The sequence below is a fragment of the Anaerovorax odorimutans DSM 5092 genome (assembly GCF_000426305.1).
GTDB lineage: Bacteria > Bacillota > Clostridia > Peptostreptococcales > Anaerovoracaceae > Anaerovorax > Anaerovorax odorimutans.
The window spans coordinates 1-15,720 of the sequence record NZ_AUFC01000023.1 but is presented as its reverse complement, the minus strand read 5'-3'; the positions used below and the strand labels follow the sequence as shown (position 1 = coordinate 15,720).

Genomic DNA, 15,720 nt, shown 5'->3' with positions numbered 1-15,720 from the left:
TATTATTTAACAAATTGAGAAAAATAACCTGTGCTTTACACAGGTTATTTTAATTAATTTTATTTACGTTCTATAATAACCCTTCTAAATGGCTCTTCACCTTCACTTCTAGTAGTTACATCTGGGTTTAATTGGAGTGTTGCATGTATTACCTTTCTTTCATAAGGATTCATAGGTTCTAATCTAACACTTTTATTTGTTTTTAAAACTTTATCTGCTAATCTGTTAGCCAATTGCTCTAAAGTTTTTTCTCTCTTTTGCCTATAATTTTCAGCATCTATAATTACTCTAATATATTTTTCTTTATTTTTATTTACTACAAGGCTTGTCAAATATTGTATAGCATCTAATGTTTGTCCTCTTTTTCCTATAATAGTACCAGAATCTTTACCTTCAATTTCTACATAAATACTATCTTCATTTTGGTAAGCTCTTATTCCTAATTTCAACCCCATTTTATCTATTATTTCAAATAAAAAATCAAGAGCTGGTCCATCTTTAATTTCTATTAAATCTTTAGGCTTTTCTTTAAAAGAAAACTTACTTTCTTCCGATGCTTTTATTGCCTTTTTTTCTGGTTTTATTTCAACTTTAGTTTTTTCATTTTTAATTTTTTCATCATTTTTCACATTTGACGAAAGACGTGATTGAGATTTATTTTCTGGAATAAATTCTTTTTTTTCTTCTTTTGGCTCTATTTTTTTCTCAACTCTTACCTTGGCAAGTTTTGAACCTAATCCAAAGAATCCTCTTGTAGGCTCTTCTAAAACGATTACATTCACCTGATCTTCTGTAAGTTTTAAGTCCATTAGGGCAAGTCTTACTGCTTCATCTATATCTTTTGCCCATTTTTCTGAAAAATCCATATCTAATTTTCCTCCGTAAAATTACTTACAATTCTCTTATTTGGTTTTTAAATTTTTCTTTAATTTATTTAACGCTAAAGTTTGGAAAACTTGAATAAAAGTTCCTATAAACCAATACATTGCTAATCCTGCAGGAAAAGATCTTCCCATCCAAACTATCATAATGGGAAAGAAATACTTCATCATATTCATCATTGAGGACATTTGATTATTATCACCCATTGAATTTTGAGCCTGTGTTAAAGTATAAGAAAAGTATGTTGTAATACCTGCAAGTATAGGTAAAACCCAAGGATCAGGCTGGCTTAAATCAGGAATCCAAATAAATGATTCATGAATTGCCATTAACATCTCATTTCCTTTAATAAATATCATAGGATTTCTTAAAAGAGCAAACAATCCAAAAATTATAGGCATTTGAATCAACATAGGCAAACAACCTCTCATTGGATTAAATTTTTCTTCTTTATAAAGTTCCATCATCTTTATATTTAAAGTTTCTCTATCATTTGCATACTTTTTCTGTAACGCCTTCATTTTAGGCTGCATATCTGCCATTCTTGTAGAATGCTTTATTTGATCTGCATACAAAGGAAACAAACATGCTCTTACAATTATTGTAAATACTATAAGTGTTACTCCATAATTTCCTATATAATCGTATAGCAAACTTAGAAGCATTCCCAAAGGTCTTGCTACTACTCCTACAATTGTATTGTACATTCAATATCCTCCCTAATTTATGTAATTATACATAAATTATTTTTTTCTAATCACTTTAATGGATCATATCCTCCCGGATGAAAGGGATGACATTTTAAAATCCTTTTAATTCCAAGAAAGCTACCCTTAATTACTCCATATTTTTCTAAAGCTTGTATAAAATATGTTGAACATGTAGGGTAAAACCGGCAAGTAGCCGGAAACATTGGTGATATAATTTTTTGATAACCTTTAATTAGAATTATAATTATATTTTTCAATTTATCAACCTCAATACATTACTTCTTTATAATCTTTGTTTTTATCAAAGCGGCTTCCATAGATTTTTTCACATCCGCACATTTCATATTTTTTATTGTATTTCTGGCTATAAATATAAAATCATATCCTATACTTATATTTTCTTCTAATTCTTTATAACTTTGTTTCATAAGTCTTCGTGCCCTATTTCTAATTACGCTGTTACCGACTTTTTTACTAGCTAAAAATGCTTTTCTATTATAATCTAAATTATTTTTTCTGTAAAAAAGAACAATATACCTTTCACCAATAGATTTTCCTACTTTGTATATGGTAGAAAAATCTTTTTTTCTTCTCAAAACATTAGGTTTCAGCATAATTAACCCCTTACAAAAAACTAAAACAAAAAGACCACTTTTGCGGTCTCTATGCTGTAAGTTCTTTTCTTCCTCTTGCTCTTCTTCTTTTTAAAACATTTCTACCGTTTTTAGTACTCATTCTTTTTCTAAAGCCATGTTCTTTTTTTCTCTGTCTCACTTTAGGTTGGAAAGTCTGTTTCACTTAAAACACCTCCTTATTCAAAATTTATATAGAATTACTCTTATTTTGTAATCCTTATTTATTAATCCAATACACGCCTAATAATTATACATTTAAAATTTTTTTATGTCAATGGTTTTATATATTTCAAGTATTTATCTTATTTTATAAACTTAAATCAAATTTAAATAATCGTACATTTTGTTATTATTGTGGAAAATTTGCACAAAGTTGTACACAGGTAGTGGATAACTTTGTAAAAATATATTTTTTTATTATTTTTTATTTTTTATTGCTTGTGGATAACTTTTTTTGTTATGATAATAGAACATATTATTAATTATTATTTTACATATAAAAAGGAAAAAAACTATGAATGATTTAACAGCAAATTGGCAAAAAACTTTAGAATTATTAAAACCTGAACTGACTGCAGTAAGTTATGATACCTGGGTTTGTCCATTAGTTCCTCAAAAAGTTGACTATAATGAGAACAAGTTATATCTTTCTTTATATAACGATATGGCTAAATCTATACTTGAAGGAAGATATATAAATGTAATAGAAAGCGCTGTAAAGGAATCTTTTGGAATACCTTTAAAAGTAATTTTCGTTTATGAAGAAACAGATAATAACAAATCTTTTGATGGCATGGAAAACCATTTTACAGATGAGCTTTATTTAAATCCAAAATATATATTTAATACATTTGTTATAGGAAATAACAATAGATTTGCCCATGCAGCATCACTTGCTGTTGCAGAAGCACCTTCAAAAGCTTATAATCCATTATTCATATATGGGCGTGCTGGACTTGGAAAAACTCATTTAATGCACGCAATAGGACATTACATATTACAGCAGAATCCAAAGACTAAAGTATTATATGTTTCCACGGAAATGTTTACAAATGAACTTATAAAAGCAATAAGAGAAGATAAAAACGTAGAATTTAGAAATAAATACAGAAGTATTGACGTTCTCTTGATTGACGATATTCAATTTATTGAAAAAAAGGATAGAACACAAGAAGAAATATTCCATACTTTTAATACTTTATATGAAGCAAATAAACAAATCATCATATCAAGTGATAGACCTCCAAAAGATATGACAACTTTAGAAGAGAGGCTTCGTTCCCGTTTTGAATGGGGCCTTATTGCTGATATTCAACCACCTGATTATGAAACAAGAGTTGCAATTCTCAGAAATAAAGCTGAACTTGAAGGTGTAAATACAACAGATGCTTTATTAGAGGTTATAGAAGTTATTGCAGATAAAATTCAAACAAATATAAGAGAACTTGAAGGCGCTTTTATAAGAGTTATTGCTTATGCTAATTTGACAGGCAGAAATATAAACAAAGATTTAGCTAAAGAAGCTTTAAAAGATGTTTTTTCTTCTAAAGATAAAACAATTACACCTAATCTTATAAAAAAATATGTATGTAAATATTTTAATATAAAACAAGTTGATATAGAATCGTCTAAACGTTCAAGAAATCTTTCAAACCCTAGACAAATAGCTATGTATCTATGTAGAGATATGACAGATTTATCACTACCTAAAATAGGAGAATATTTTGGGAACAGAGATCATACAACAGTTTTGCATGCATACGACAAAATTGATAAAGAATTAAAAATCAATGATTCTTTAAAAGAAATTATTGCTAATTTAAAGAAAGATATTAAAGAAGATTAGTCCACATTTTTTATTAAAACTTTTACACAATATTAACATGTTAAAAATAACAAAAAACATTGAAATTTAATTATCCACATAAGTTATTAACAAATCCACAGCCCTTATTATTACTATTACTATAAAATATATATAATAAATAAGCGCTTCGCCCCATACTTATTACACTATAGAATTGGGAATATGGTTTTACAATTTCCTGCAATATAATACTAGGAGGAATTATAATGAAATTTACATGTGATCAACAAATATTATCAAAGGCTTTAAATACTGTATCAAAAGCTGTAACTTCAAAAACAACAATTCCTATTTTAAAAGGAATACTATTAGAAGCAAAAAACAACCAATTAACATTGTCCGCTTCTGATTTAGACATAAGTATAGATAAAAAAATAAACATTACTGTGGAAGAGGAAGGAGCAACAGTTGTATCTGCAAAACTTTTTAGTGACATTATAAGAAAACTTCCAAGCGGTGATGTTGAAATTATAAAAGAAAATGATAATATTAATATAAAATGTAATGCATCAAAGTTTGTAATAGTAGGACAGCCTGCTGACGAATTTCCTAATATTGGTGAAATTAATACAGAAAATAAAATATACTTTGAAAAAGACATTTTAAAAGAAATGATAAAAAAGACTTCATTTTCAGCAAGTATTGATGAATCAAAAGGTATTATTACAGGAGTATTAATAGAAATAGAAGAAGACTCATTAAATATGATTGCCTTAGATGGTTTTAGAATGGCTATTACAAGAGAAATGGTAAAAAATAATGAAAGTAAAAAAATAATAATATCAGCAAGAATCTTAAATGAAATAAATAAAATTATATCTGAAACAGAAGAAGAAAATGAATTATATATGATTTTAGATGAAAAAAAAGCAGTATTTTTATTAAATGATACAGTAATTGTTCTTAGACTTTTAGAAGGCGAATTTATAAAATATAAAGATATTATACCTAAAGAACATGAGATAGATGTAATTGTAAACAGAATTGATTTTTTAGATAGTATTGAGAGAGCTTCATTATTAGCTAAAGATGGAAAAAATAACTTAATAGTATTATCAATATATAACGAAAAATTAATAATTACTTCTAGTTCAGAAGAAGGAAATGTAAAAGAAGAAATATTAATTAATAACTGCGAAAATGAACTTGAAATTGGCTTTAATTCAAAGTATGTTTTAGATGTATTGAAAGTAATAGATGATGAAGAAATAAAATTAGAATTTAATACAAGTATAACACCATGCTTAATAAAGCCTATAGAAGGAGATTCTTACGAATATTTAGTATTACCTGTTAGAATTTCGTCAAATAATTAAGTAATAGAGCATATAAAAAATATTTTAAAAGCATAATTTTATAATATTGTGTTAAGAAAGAAAAAATATGTATATAAAAAACGTTAAATTAAAAGATTTTAGAAATTATAAAAATTTAGATTTAAATTTTCACAAGAAAGTTAATATCATTATAGGTAAAAATGCCCAAGGAAAAACAAATTTATTGGAAAGCTTATATATAATGAGTTTAGGAAAATCTTTTAAAACCAATAAAGATATAGAAATGATAAAATTTGGGGAGAATTACAGTAAAGTTAAAGTTTCTTATTCAAAAAATATTGAAGATCATGATTTAGAAATTATATTGGGTAAAGAAGGAAAACAAATAAAAATAGATGGTATTAAGGCAACAAAAAATTCTGATATTCTTGAAAATATGTTAATTGTAATATTTTCTCCAGAGGATTTAAAAATAGTTAAAGAAGAACCAGAAAAAAGAAGAAAATTTATAGATAGAGAACTTTGTCAGTTAAAACCAATATATTTTAAAAATCTTTCAATATACAAAAAAATTCTAAAACAAAGAAATGCATTATTAAAGCAAACAGAAATAAATGATGAAGTTCTTTCAATATGGAATTGTAAATTAGCAGAATATGGCTCAAAAATAATACTTCAAAGAAATGATTTTATTAAAAAATTAAATAAAATCAGTAATGAAATACATAAAAATATTACAAACTGCAAAGAAAATCTAACAATTTATTATGAATCTAATATTAAAATTTGTGAAAATGTTGAAGATCAAAATGAAGTTTTTATAAATAAAATTCGTGATAATAAAAAAAATGATATTTTCAGAAGAACTACCACAGTAGGTCCTCATAAAGATGATATAAAAATATGTGTCAATGATATTGATATCAGGCATTATGGTTCACAAGGCCAACAAAGGACAGCAGCACTTTCTTTAAAATTAGCTGAAATAAAATTAATAAAAGAAGAAAGCAATGAAGATGCTGTATTACTTTTAGATGATGTTTTGTCGGAATTGGATTATGAAAGACAATCTTATTTAATTAATTCATTGGGACAAGTTCAATTATTTATAACTACTACTGAAATAGGGCAAGAACTTAAATGTAATTTACCTAATGGATTTATTTTTTTTGTAGAAAACGGAATAGTTAAAAAGTTAGTAGAAAATTAAATATATATATATAAATTAAATATTAGTTTTTAAACACTTAAATATCTTCATACAAAAGAAAAAATAGAGTTATTATATATAAATATCCTTTTTTAATAAAATTTCTTGTAAAAATCCATTTTTTATTATAAAATGTATGATGGTTTAATATAAAATTATTTAATTATATAAAATTATTTATTAAATAAATAGATGAACAGAAAATTGCTGTTTTAAATACTAAAAGTTCTCAATTTTAATTGTTTGAACTTTTTCAAAAGAAAAAAGAGGTGAGATTGTCAAAAATGGGAGCAGATACAAAGCAACAATATAATGCTGAGCAAATACAAGTATTAGAAGGTCTTGAGCCTGTTAGAAAAAGACCTGGTATGTATATAGGGAGTACAGGTCCTAAGGGGTTACATCATTTAGTTTATGAAGTAGTCGATAATAGTATAGATGAGGCTTTGGCAGGATTTTGCAAGAATATTAATATTACAATTCAAGAGGATAATTCTATCGTTGTAGAAGATGATGGAAGAGGTATGCCTGTAGATAAACATCCTAAATTAGGACTTCCTGCAGTAGAAGTAATACATACTGTATTACATGCCGGTGGAAAATTCGGAGGCGGAGGATATAAGGTTTCCGGTGGTCTTCATGGTGTAGGTGCATCTGTAGTAAATGCATTATCTGAATTCATGGAAGTAGAAATAAAAAGAAATGGAAAAATTTACAGTCAAAGTTATTCCAGAGGCAAGACACAGACACCTCTTACAGTAGTTGGTGAATCAACAAATACTGGCTCTAAAACTATGTTTAAACCTGATTATGAAATATTTGAAGAATTGGAATTTGATTATAATATTTTAGAACATAGATTCAGAGAAATGGCTTTTCTAAATAAAGGAATAAAAATTACTTTAAAAGATGAAAGAGAAGGCAAGGAAAAGCTTGATGTATTTCATTATGAGGGTGGAATAAAGGAATTTGTAAAGCATCAAAATAAAAATAAAGAAGTGATACATCCTGATATAATTTATTTTGAATATCAAAAAGATGATGAATTGGAAGTTGAAGTTGCTATGCAGTATACCGATCGTTACAATGAACTCATACTTTCTTATGCAAATAATATAAATACCACAGAAGGTGGTACTCATATGATTGGCTTTAAATCAGCTTTAACAAGAGTATTTAATGATTATGCCAAGAAAAATAAATTTATAAAAGAAAACGAAGAAGCACTTTCAGGTGAAGATGTAAGAGAAGGATTAACTGCTATAATTTCTGTAAAACTTACAAATCCGCAATTTGAAGGTCAGACCAAAACAAAGCTTGGAAACAGTGAGATGAGAGGTTTTGTAGAAACTACTACAAATGAAAATCTTACAGGTTTTTTGGAAGAGAATCCTCAGCAAGCTAAAATTATTATAGATAAATGTTTAAGAGCAGCAAGAGCCAGAGAAGCTGCAAGAAAAGCAAGAGAACTTACGAGAAGAAAAGGAGTTTTAGACGGTCTTACTCTTCCAGGAAAATTAGCTGATTGTTCAGAAAAAGATCCAGCAATTTCAGAAATTTTCTTAGTCGAAGGAGATTCTGCGGGTGGTTCTGCAAAATCAGGAAGAGATAGAAAGAGACAAGCTATCCTACCTTTGAGAGGTAAAATTCTTAATGTAGAAAAGGCAAGACTGGATAAAATTTTAAATTCAGAAGAAATAAAAAATATGATTACGGCTTTTGGCTGTAATATAGGTGAAGAATTTAATGAGGAAAAATTACGTTATCATAAAATCATTATAATGACAGATGCTGACGTTGATGGTGCTCATATAAGAACACTTTTATTAACATTTTTCTATAGATATATGACTCCTCTTATTGAAGGAGGATATGTTTATATAGCGCAGCCGCCTCTTTTCCAAACTAAAAAAGGAAAAGAAGTACATTATACTTATTCTGAAAGAGATCAAGAAAAATTAATGGCTGATTTGTCAGACAAGCCTGGTAAAGCAAATATACAAAGATATAAAGGTCTTGGAGAAATGGATTTTCATCAACTTTGGGAGACAACAATGGATTATAACAACAGGACTTTAATACAAGTAACTATAGATGATGTAACTGCTGCAGATGAAATATTTACAACTCTAATGGGAGATAAAGTACCTCCGAGAAGACAATTTATAGAAGAAAATGCTAAATATGTTAAAAATTTAGATATATAGGGGGTGGGTTAAATGACAACAAGTTTTTTAGATGATACGAAATTACTTCAACACGAAATCCACGATGAAATGAAAAATTCATATATAGATTATGCTATGAGTGTCATTGTGGGAAGAGCTCTTCCAGATGTTAGAGATGGTCTTAAGCCTGTTCATAGAAGAATATTATATGGAATGAGTGAACTAGGTGTTACACCTGATAAACCGCATAAAAAATCCGCTCGTATTGTGGGTGAAGTAATGGGTAAATATCACCCTCACGGTGATAGTTCTATTTATGATGCCATGGTAAGAATGGCTCAAGATTTTTCAATTAGATATAAATTAGTTGATGGACATGGAAATTTTGGTTCTGTAGATGGAGATGGTGCAGCAGCAATGCGTTACACAGAAGCACGAATGACTCCTTTTGCATTACAGATGCTAAGAGATATTGAAAAAGAAACTGTGGATTTCATGCCTAATTTTGATGAAGAAGAATCTGAACCCGTTGTTCTTCCGTCAAGATTTCCTAATTTACTTGTAAATGGATCAAATGGTATTGCAGTTGGAATGGCAACGTCAATTCCACCTCATAATTTAAATGATGTAATAGATGCTACAGTAAAATTAATTGATGATACAGAAGCTGATGTAGAAGATTTAATAAAGATTGTAAAAGCGCCTGATTTTCCTACAGGTGCCATTATAATGGGAAGAAATGCTGTAAAGGAAGCATACAGAACAGGTCAAGGGAAAGTAAAAGTAAGAGCAAAAGTTGAATTTGAAGAAACTTCAAAGGGTAAGACACAGATTGTTTTTACTGAAATTCCATATCAGGTTAATAAATCAAGAGTAATAGAAAAAATTGCTGAGCTTGTCAGAGATAAAAGATTAGAACATATAGCAGATATAAGAGATGAATCTGACAGAAATGGAATGCGTATAGTAATTGAATTAAAAAAAGATGCAAATCCTCAGATTACACTTAATAGATTGTATAAGCATACACAGCTTCAAGATACCTACAGCATTATTATGATTGCCTTAGTTGATGGGCAGCCTAAAATTTTAAATCTTAAAGATATACTTGAAGAATATTTAAAGCATCAGAAAGATGTTGTAACAAGAAGAACAATATTTGATTTAAGAAAAGCTGAAGAGAGGGCTCATATATTAGAAGGACTGAGAATTGCTCTTGATAATATTGATGAAGTAATAAGAACAATAAGAGAAAGCTATAACGATGCAAAAGCAAAATTAATTGAACGTTTTGGACTTTCAGAAATTCAGGCACAAGCAATTTTAGATATGAGACTTGCCAGATTACAAGGCTTGGAAAGAGAAAAAATTGAGAATGAATATGCTGAATTAATGAAGCAGATAGCATGGTTTAAACAAATTCTTGCTGACGAATCAATTTTAATGAATATTATAAAAGAAGAGCTCCTTGAGATTAAGAAAAAATTTGGTGATGAGAGAAAAACTGATATACAATCCGATGCAGAAGATTTAGATGATGAAGATCTTATACAAGAAGAAAAGGTTGCAGTTACTCTTACACATCTTGGATATATAAAAAGAATCTCTGCTGATACTTATAAAACACAAAAACGTGGAGGAAAAGGAATTACAGCACTTACAACAAGAGAAAATGATTTTGTTAAGAATTTGATTATGACTTCAACCCATGATTATTTAATGTTCTTTACAAATACGGGAAAAGCTCATAAAATCAAAGCATATGAAATTCCTGAAGCAACAAGGACAGCTAAAGGAACACCTGCGGTTAATTTTTTAAATTTAATGCAGCGTGAAAGAATTACTGCGGTTATACCTATTCAAAATTTTGATGAAGATAAGTATTTGATCGCTGTAACAAAACATGGAACTATAAAGAAAACTCCACTTTCTCAGTTTGATACAAACAGAAAAACAGGTCTTATAGCTATTAATCTAAAAGATAATGATGAATTAATAGGCATAAAACAAACAACAGGTACAAGTAATGTTATTATCGTTACAAAAAATGGAAAATGTATTTGTTTCTCTGAAGAAGATGTAAGAAGTATGGGAAGAATAGCCGGTGGCGTAAGAGCAATAAAACTTGAAAAAGATGATGAAGTAGTTGCTATGGAGCTTGCAGAAAGAGATGAAGAATTATTAGTTGTGACACAAAATGGCTATGGTAAGAGAACCTCTGTAAATGAATATAAGGTACAAACCAGAGGAGGAAAAGGGCTTTTAACATATGATAAAGGTAAGTTTAATAAAACAGGTGCATTGATAGGTGCTATGGTAGTAAATGAAGATGATGAAGTTTTACTTATTAATTCTGATGGAATTATAATAAGAATTAATGCAGGAGAAGTTTCAAAACTTGGCAGAGCTACTCAAGGTGTTAAAATTATGAAAGTATCTGAAGATGCTAATATCATTACATTGGCAAAAGTTATAAAAGAAGAAGATGTAGATTTAGATTTGGAAAGTCATTTGAAAGATAATGATAAAAATCAATTAAAATTAGAAATTTAAAATATCATAAAAGAGTTTAAATGTCTATTTCTTAGGGTATAGATAAGCGGAGGAAGTAAAATGTCACTACAAATACAAAGCAATTATAATCAAGAATTGAATAAATGGGATTTAAAGCTTGAAGGTGAAATAGATTTATTTACTGCTTCTAAGCTGAAAGCTAAAATAGAAGAAGCTTATGAAATAAACCAATCAAATATAGAATTAGATTTAACTGATTTAAATTATATTGATAGTACAGGACTTGGTGTAATGATTGGAGCTTATGGAAAAATGAAAGAAAATAATAAATCTATAATCCTTTTAAATCCAAAAGATAATATTAAAAAATTGCTTAGTATCACTAATTTAGATAAAGTGCTATGTCCTTAAATCTAAAACCATAGAAAGAGGAGAATTGAAATGTCAGATATATTGAAACTTTCAGTACCTGGTAAACCTGAATATGTAGGAATGGTTAGACTTGCAATATCATCTTTGGCTAATCATGCAGGTTTTGACATTGAAGCTATAGAGGATATTAAGGTAGCCGTTTCAGAAGCATGTACAAATGTTGTTTGCCATGGTCAAGTAGGGTTTTGCAGTAGTTATGAGGTTGATTGTGAAATTGGTAATAATAAATTGATAATTTCAATTATTGATCAGGCAGGTGGTTATGATATAAATAATTATAAGGAACCCAATATTGATTGTCCTAAACAGGGAGGTCTTGGGGTTTTTATTATAAAAGCATTGATGGATGAAGTTATTATTTGTTCAGATATAGGCACTGGAACCAGTATTAAAATGGTAAAATATTGTAAATAATAAAGAGGTAGGCAATGGCCGCTGAAATTAATAACAAAGAACTTTTTGAAGAGTATAACCGTACAAAGAGTATTGATATCAGAAATCAAATTGTGGAAAAATATCTTTATATGGTTGATATATTAGTAAAAAAATATTTAAATAAAGGCGTAGAATACGATGATTTATATCAGGTTGGTTCTATGGCCTTAGTTTTTGCTGTGGAAAGATATGATATGAGTAAAGGATTTGAATTTACAAGTTTTGCAACGCCTACTATTATTGGGGAAATAAAAAGATATTTCAGAGATAAGGGATGGGCAATAAAGGTGCCAAGACGTTTAAAAGAAATATCATCTCAAATTCCAAAAGCAAAAGAAATTTTATATGGGAAATTATACAGAACACCTACAATTTCAGAAATAGCAGAGTATTTAGGATATACAGATGAAGAAATTCTAGAAGCTATGGAAGGTGGAAAATCATATGGTACATATTCTTTAAATCAAAAATTTGAAGAAGGTGAAGATGAAGATGCATCATTGGAAAAATTTACTGGTGTTAAAGAATCTGGATATGACAGCTTTGAAAATGCTGAATTGATTAAAACTGTAATGAAAGATTTATCTGATAACGAAAAAGAAATTTTTAATCGCAGATTTTTCAAAAATGAAACTCAGCAAGATATTGCTAAATCTATGGGAGTTTCTCAGATGACCATATCAAGAATAGAAAAAAAATTAAAAGAAAAATTTAAACAAGAATATTATAGGTAGTTTACTTTTAATAAATTAAAATGTACGGAGGAAAATTATGAAACGAGTGTTTTCGGGTGTGCAGCCTACAGGAAATATACATATTGGAAATTATTTAGGAGCATTGAAACAATTTGTGGAATTGCAAGATAGTAATGAATGTATTTATTGTATTGTTGATATGCATTCAATAACTGTTCCTCAAGATCCGAAAATTCTCAGAAAAAATATACTGGATGTAGCAGCTTTATATCTAGCAGTAGGGCTAGATCCAAAAAAATCAATTATTTTCGTACAATCTGATGTTCCAGGACATGCAGAACTTTCATGGATTCTAATGTGTAATTCTTATACCGGTGAACTTTCAAGGATGACTCAATTTAAACAAAAAAGCAAGGGTAGTGAATCAGCACCTACAGGACTTTTTACTTATCCTATTTTAATGGCAGCAGATATCTTATTATATGATACAGATGTAGTTCCTGTGGGCAATGATCAAAAACAACATATAGAAATAACAAGAGATATAGCAGAAAGAATTAATAATAAATACGGAAAAACTTTTATAATACCTGATGGAAGATTTTTAAAGGCAGGTGCCAGAATAATGTCACTTGATGATCCCACATCAAAGATGAGTAAGAGTGCAGAAAATATTCACAGCAGGATATCACTTTTAGATGATTCAAATAAAATAAAAAAGTCTATTATGAAAGCAACAACTGATTCAGATGGTATAGTTAGATTTGATATAGAAAATAAACCGGGAATCAGTAATTTATTAAATATCTACAGTGCTTTTTCCGGAATCAGTATTAATGATATTGAAAAAAAATATGAAGGAATAGGATATGGAGAATTTAAAAAAGATTTAGTATCTGTAGTAAATGATTCAATATCTCCAATACAAAAGAATTTCAACGAAATAAGAAATTCGAAAGAATTATTGGACATATTAAGAGATGGCGCAGAAAGGGCAAATGCAATCTCAGAAAAAACTATTAAAAGGGTAAAAGATAAGTTTGGATTAGGTTTGTAATTAATAAAAGAAATTATAATATATGTTTAAATAAGGAAATCTGAATATAATAAATTCAGATTTTTTTATTTATAGGGTGTTTTTTTTAATTATTAATTATAATAAAAACCATAATATTTTCGGAAAAAGTTAATATAATTCAAATTTATCAATAGAAATTATATAAAAAACTAATTTTTACTTAATTTTATATTGAAATATATATATGAAACGATATATAATTAAATTCATTGTTAATAAAATTTTTATAAATGTTAAAGATTTAAATAAATAGATAGGATTAATTTATATTAATCAAAAATAGGGAGATTTTATAATGAAACAGTTATCAAATAAAATGTTAAGTATGAAACCTTCATCAGTAAGAAAGCTAACAAAGTATGCTGATGAAGCTGAAATAAAAGGAAAAAAAATTTATAAACTAAATATAGGGCAGCCTGACTTAAGAGTTCCAAAAGAATATTATGATAGAATAAGAGAATATAATGAGCCTACAATTGAATATATGCCTTCAAACGGTATTCCTGAGCTTATTTTGGCAGTACAAAAATATTATAATGAATCAGGTATAGATATAGAAAAAGATAATATTGCAATAACAACAGGGGGAACAGAAGCCGTATTATTTACATTGCTGGCTCTTACAAATCCAGAAGATGAATATATAATATTTGAACCATATTATTCGAATTATAATACATTTTTTACTATAACAGGAGCCACTCCTGTTCCTGTAACTACTTATGCAGAAAATGGATTTCATTTTAGTAAAAAAGATTTAGAATCAAAAATAACGCCAAAAACAAAAGCTATATGGGTAACAAATCCAGGTAATCCAACGGGCAGTGTACTTACAGATGAAGAAATTGAAGCTATTTGTGATATGGCTTTAAAATATGATTTGTTTATTGTTGCTGATGAAGTTTACAGAGAAATGGTATTTGATGGAAGGAAAATTAAAAGTTTTGGGTATATTGATAATATTCAAGATAGATTAGTGATTATAGACAGTGTATCTAAAAGATTTAATGCTTGCGGTGCTAGAATTGGAGTTGTAATTTCAAAAAATAAAGAGTTCTTTTCAGTAATATCAAAATTATGTCAAGGTCGTCTTGCTGTTTCCACTATTGAACAGCAAGGAGCAGTAGGTTTGTATTCCACTGGATTTAGAGTAATTAATGAAATAAGAAGCGAATTTGAGAAAAGAAGAAATATAATTTACAATAATCTTATAAAAATTCCGGGAGTGATTTGTGAAAAACCCGAAGGGGCATTTTATGTGGTATGTAAGCTTCCTGTAGAAGATACTACAGAATTTCTTATTTGGATGCTGCAAAATTTTGATATTGATGGAGAAACTGTTATGGCAGCTCCTGCCGATGGATTTTATGCGACAGAAGGATTAGGAAAAGATGAAATAAGAATTGCATATATCTTGGAAGAAGATAAATTAGAAAGAGCAATGTATATACTTGCAAAGGGAATAGAAGCCTATAATAATAAATAATAATAAAAGGGGCTGTAAAATAAGTCTCTAAAAAAATCCATCATCATCGGAGATAATTTCGATGATGATGGATTTTTAATTTTTATAGTGCTTTCAATATATATCATTGAAAAATGAGTGCACAAAATAAGGAGTTATCTTTTTGAAGGCTATTTTTCGATTTCTATTATGCCACCAATGCAACTCGATTTCGCTTATTGTGATATTTATATAAGTTGTAACCACAAGAAATTAAAGTAAGTTCAAGAATTACTCCTTTAAGTCCTCTCCTAAATAGTCTTTTGTAAGACCTGTTCCATTTTATTATTCCAAAAGTTCCCTCTGATTGAAT

16 protein-coding genes are annotated in these 15,720 nt (G+C 28.2%); 10 read left to right on the top strand and 6 right to left on the bottom strand.

The features are described 5' to 3' along the window. Positions 1-59: 59 nt before the first annotated feature. The 5 genes from jag to rpmH are packed head-to-tail and all read right to left on the bottom strand — an operon-like array spanning position 60 to position 2,390. Positions 60-866 (bottom strand): RNA-binding cell elongation regulator Jag/EloR, encoded by an 807-nt coding sequence (gene jag / locus K292_RS0109360; protein ID WP_027399627.1) that lies wholly within the window; start codon positions 864-866, stop codon positions 60-62. A gap of 36 nt (positions 867-902) precedes the next feature. After that, on the bottom strand, positions 903-1,589 hold the full coding sequence (locus K292_RS0109355) for a YidC/Oxa1 family membrane protein insertase (protein ID WP_037372932.1): 687 nt from the start codon (positions 1,587-1,589) through the stop codon (positions 903-905). A 50-nt stretch (positions 1,590-1,639) separates the two neighbouring features. Continuing rightward, positions 1,640-1,849, bottom strand: coding sequence for a membrane protein insertion efficiency factor YidD (gene yidD, locus K292_RS0109350; protein ID WP_027399625.1), 210 nt, complete (start codon positions 1,847-1,849; stop codon positions 1,640-1,642). Between the two features lie 18 nt (positions 1,850-1,867). Continuing rightward, positions 1,868-2,206, bottom strand: coding sequence for a ribonuclease P protein component (gene rnpA / locus K292_RS0109345; protein ID WP_027399624.1), 339 nt, complete (start codon positions 2,204-2,206; stop codon positions 1,868-1,870). Between the two features lie 49 nt (positions 2,207-2,255). Continuing rightward, the gene (gene rpmH, locus K292_RS0109340; RefSeq protein ID WP_027399623.1) at positions 2,256-2,390 is read right to left on the bottom strand and encodes a 50S ribosomal protein L34; all 135 of its coding nucleotides are present in this window, start codon (positions 2,388-2,390) and stop codon (positions 2,256-2,258) included. A 351-nt stretch (positions 2,391-2,741) separates the two neighbouring features. On the opposite strand from rpmH, the gene dnaA reads away from it, so the two are divergent. From dnaA to K292_RS0109290, 10 genes are all read left to right on the top strand, one after another. Next, the gene (gene dnaA / locus K292_RS0109335; protein WP_027399622.1) at positions 2,742-4,073 is read left to right on the top strand and encodes a chromosomal replication initiator protein DnaA; all 1,332 of its coding nucleotides are present in this window, start codon (positions 2,742-2,744) and stop codon (positions 4,071-4,073) included. Positions 4,074-4,300: 227 nt separating this feature from the next. Beyond that, positions 4,301-5,410 (top strand): DNA polymerase III subunit beta, encoded by a 1,110-nt coding sequence (dnaN, locus tag K292_RS0109330; RefSeq protein ID WP_027399621.1) that lies wholly within the window; start codon positions 4,301-4,303, stop codon positions 5,408-5,410. A 67-nt stretch (positions 5,411-5,477) separates the two neighbouring features. Further along, the gene (gene recF / locus K292_RS0109325) at positions 5,478-6,581 is read left to right on the top strand and encodes a DNA replication/repair protein RecF (RefSeq protein ID WP_027399620.1); all 1,104 of its coding nucleotides are present in this window, start codon (positions 5,478-5,480) and stop codon (positions 6,579-6,581) included. 284 nt (positions 6,582-6,865) lie between these two features. Beyond that, complete coding sequence (gene gyrB, locus K292_RS0109320; RefSeq protein ID WP_027399619.1) at positions 6,866-8,788, top strand: DNA topoisomerase (ATP-hydrolyzing) subunit B; 1,923 nt, start codon at positions 6,866-6,868, stop codon at positions 8,786-8,788. Positions 8,789-8,800: 12 nt separating this feature from the next. Beyond that, complete coding sequence (gene gyrA / locus K292_RS0109315) at positions 8,801-11,302, top strand: DNA gyrase subunit A (protein WP_027399618.1); 2,502 nt, start codon at positions 8,801-8,803, stop codon at positions 11,300-11,302. 60 nt (positions 11,303-11,362) lie between these two features. Then, positions 11,363-11,674, top strand: a complete 312-nt coding sequence (locus K292_RS0109310; protein ID WP_027399617.1) for an STAS domain-containing protein — start codon at positions 11,363-11,365, stop codon at positions 11,672-11,674. 30 nt (positions 11,675-11,704) lie between these two features. Next, entirely contained in the window at positions 11,705-12,109 is a 405-nt protein-coding gene (locus K292_RS0109305) for an ATP-binding protein (RefSeq protein ID WP_027399616.1), read from the top strand. 14 nt (positions 12,110-12,123) lie between these two features. After that, positions 12,124-12,864 (top strand): SigB/SigF/SigG family RNA polymerase sigma factor, encoded by a 741-nt coding sequence (locus tag K292_RS0109300; protein ID WP_027399615.1) that lies wholly within the window; start codon positions 12,124-12,126, stop codon positions 12,862-12,864. Between the two features lie 37 nt (positions 12,865-12,901). After that, the gene (gene trpS, locus K292_RS0109295) at positions 12,902-13,882 is read left to right on the top strand and encodes a tryptophan--tRNA ligase (protein ID WP_027399614.1); all 981 of its coding nucleotides are present in this window, start codon (positions 12,902-12,904) and stop codon (positions 13,880-13,882) included. Between the two features lie 316 nt (positions 13,883-14,198). Next, complete coding sequence (locus K292_RS0109290) at positions 14,199-15,389, top strand: pyridoxal phosphate-dependent aminotransferase (RefSeq protein ID WP_027399613.1); 1,191 nt, start codon at positions 14,199-14,201, stop codon at positions 15,387-15,389. Between the two features lie 166 nt (positions 15,390-15,555). Here the strand turns inward: K292_RS0109290 and K292_RS19550 are convergent, their stop codons facing one another. Then, positions 15,556-15,720, bottom strand: coding sequence for a transposase (locus K292_RS19550; protein ID WP_281168543.1), 165 nt, complete (start codon positions 15,718-15,720; stop codon positions 15,556-15,558).

Coding starts and splice junctions, on each gene's coding strand:
- jag (WP_027399627.1), bottom strand. CDS start 866: ATGGATTTTTCAGAAAAATGGGCAAAAGATATAGATGAAGCAGTAAGA.
- K292_RS0109355 (WP_037372932.1), bottom strand. CDS start 1,589: ATGTACAATACAATTGTAGGAGTAGTAGCAAGACCTTTGGGAATGCTT.
- rnpA (WP_027399624.1), bottom strand. CDS start 2,206: ATGCTGAAACCTAATGTTTTGAGAAGAAAAAAAGATTTTTCTACCATA.
- dnaA (WP_027399622.1), top strand. CDS start 2,742: ATGAATGATTTAACAGCAAATTGGCAAAAAACTTTAGAATTATTAAAA.
- dnaN (WP_027399621.1), top strand. CDS start 4,301: ATGAAATTTACATGTGATCAACAAATATTATCAAAGGCTTTAAATACT.
- recF (WP_027399620.1), top strand. CDS start 5,478: ATGTATATAAAAAACGTTAAATTAAAAGATTTTAGAAATTATAAAAAT.
- gyrB (WP_027399619.1), top strand. CDS start 6,866: ATGGGAGCAGATACAAAGCAACAATATAATGCTGAGCAAATACAAGTA.
- gyrA (WP_027399618.1), top strand. CDS start 8,801: ATGACAACAAGTTTTTTAGATGATACGAAATTACTTCAACACGAAATC.
- K292_RS0109310 (WP_027399617.1), top strand. CDS start 11,363: ATGTCACTACAAATACAAAGCAATTATAATCAAGAATTGAATAAATGG.
- K292_RS0109305 (WP_027399616.1), top strand. CDS start 11,705: ATGTCAGATATATTGAAACTTTCAGTACCTGGTAAACCTGAATATGTA.
- K292_RS0109300 (WP_027399615.1), top strand. CDS start 12,124: ATGGCCGCTGAAATTAATAACAAAGAACTTTTTGAAGAGTATAACCGT.
- trpS (WP_027399614.1), top strand. CDS start 12,902: ATGAAACGAGTGTTTTCGGGTGTGCAGCCTACAGGAAATATACATATT.
- K292_RS0109290 (WP_027399613.1), top strand. CDS start 14,199: ATGAAACAGTTATCAAATAAAATGTTAAGTATGAAACCTTCATCAGTA.